Origin of the sequence: Verminephrobacter aporrectodeae subsp. tuberculatae At4, from assembly GCF_000193225.1 — a bacterium.
GTDB classification, from domain to species: domain Bacteria; phylum Pseudomonadota; class Gammaproteobacteria; order Burkholderiales; family Burkholderiaceae_C; genus Acidovorax; species Acidovorax aporrectodeae.
This window is the reverse complement of record NZ_AFAL01000760.1, coordinates 1-1,344: the sequence shown is the minus strand read 5'-3', so window position 1 is coordinate 1,344 and position 1,344 is coordinate 1. Positions and strand designations below refer to the sequence as shown.

The 1,344-nt window shown below is 62.4% G+C and carries 2 protein-coding genes and 1 pseudogene; 1 reads left to right on the top strand and 2 read right to left on the bottom strand.

Annotated elements, in window-relative coordinates; translation table 11 throughout:
* Positions 1 to 601 (bottom strand): annotated as a pseudogene (locus tag VTU_RS29170) (hypothetical protein); the annotation flags it as partial.
* An 87-nt stretch (positions 602 to 688) separates the two neighbouring features.
* On the opposite strand from VTU_RS29170, the gene VTU_RS35760 reads away from it, so the two are divergent.
* The gene (locus VTU_RS35760) at positions 689 to 886 is read left to right on the top strand and encodes an Ig-like domain-containing protein (protein WP_369021525.1); all 198 of its coding nucleotides are present in this window, start codon (positions 689 to 691) and stop codon (positions 884 to 886) included.
* Positions 887 to 1,101: 215 nt separating this feature from the next.
* Here the strand turns inward: VTU_RS35760 and VTU_RS29165 are convergent.
* Positions 1,102 to 1,344: choice-of-anchor U domain-containing protein (locus tag VTU_RS29165; protein WP_010108487.1), on the bottom strand; the 243-nt coding region annotated here is incomplete at its 5' end.

Genomic DNA, 1,344 nt, shown 5'->3' with positions numbered 1-1,344 from the left:
GCATGCCATCGCGCAGGCCATTCACCAGCACGCGGGTGTTGACGCCCGCGAGGTTCACGCTGATCGGGTTGTTCGTCGATGTCGCGCCGGCGCCGGGGGCATTCAGCGCCACCTCCCAGGTGTCGTTGCTGCCGTCGGTCCCGGGCTGCCAGGCGGTGGACACTTGGCCCACGCTGCCGCTGCCCGCGTCCAGGACCGCGTCGGGCGGCGTGGTGTCCACGGTGTACTCGGCGGACTGGAATACCCCGGCAAGTCGCCCGCCCATGTCGTAGCCATACTTGAGCTTGGTCAGGTCCAGGGTGATGCGGCCGACGGGCCTGCTCACGTCCGCAGTTGGTGTGAACGTGGCGGTGTATATCCGGGCGTTGTCGGAGTCCTTTTGCAAATTGGACAAAGCGCCGAAGGGTGACTCTGGAGGACCTGAATGACTTCCGCTCGCGGGTTTCAAAAGTGTGAAGCCAGGACCGAGCGCATCCACCCACGGCTCTTCGTTAAATATGAAAGTCACCGTCATGGTTTCCCCGGCGGTCAGATAATTATCGCCAAGGAGAATGATGACGCTGGTGACGTGCGTGGAGTGGGATTTGTATGGTGTGGTCATGGGAGATTCCTTTGAAAATAATTCCGTTATGATGCAGAAAATTGCATGCAATAAAATCCTCGCCCTTGCAGTCCGGTCGAGCGTCCGATTAATTGGCCCACGGCGAGCGCCGACCGTACGGTCTGGACGGCGACATTCACGCCCACGGCCAACGTCAGCGCCCGGGAGAACACCATCCGCGTGAACCTCGCCGGCGTGAGCGACGCCGGTACCGGCTGCTGCATTGCAGTGTGTGCGGGGACTTCATGCGGCGGTGCCATTCAATGCAAATACAATTACAAGTGATATTGCAAGACCATGAACGGAACGCTGGGTAATCTGTTGCATTCGCCCGGGTCGTTGGCCGACACCATTTGCCGCCCGCTGCAGAGCGAGACCTGCGTGGCCAAGCACCGATGCGTTCGGAATCACGCGACGACGTGATGCGCATGTGCTGGACAAGCATGGCCGGGAATGTCCTGGACGGCTAAATGATTGCCCGACCCGGGGCCGCGCGCGGGTCAGAGCCAAAACCCGTTGGGCGCCAGATCGGACGCCTGGCCCACGATGGACAGCGGCATCTGCGCTGCGGCGCCGGGGGCGGTGATGGCGCCATTGGCCTGGCCGTCGGCGTCGAACCGACCGCCATCGCTGATTTCAAAGTCCAGCCGCAGCCGCCCGCCTTCGCTCCCCATCTTGCCGCCGTAGGCTGCGCTGCTCAGGTTGACCCAGGTGCCGGTGCCGTCTTCCATCCAGTAGCCGTT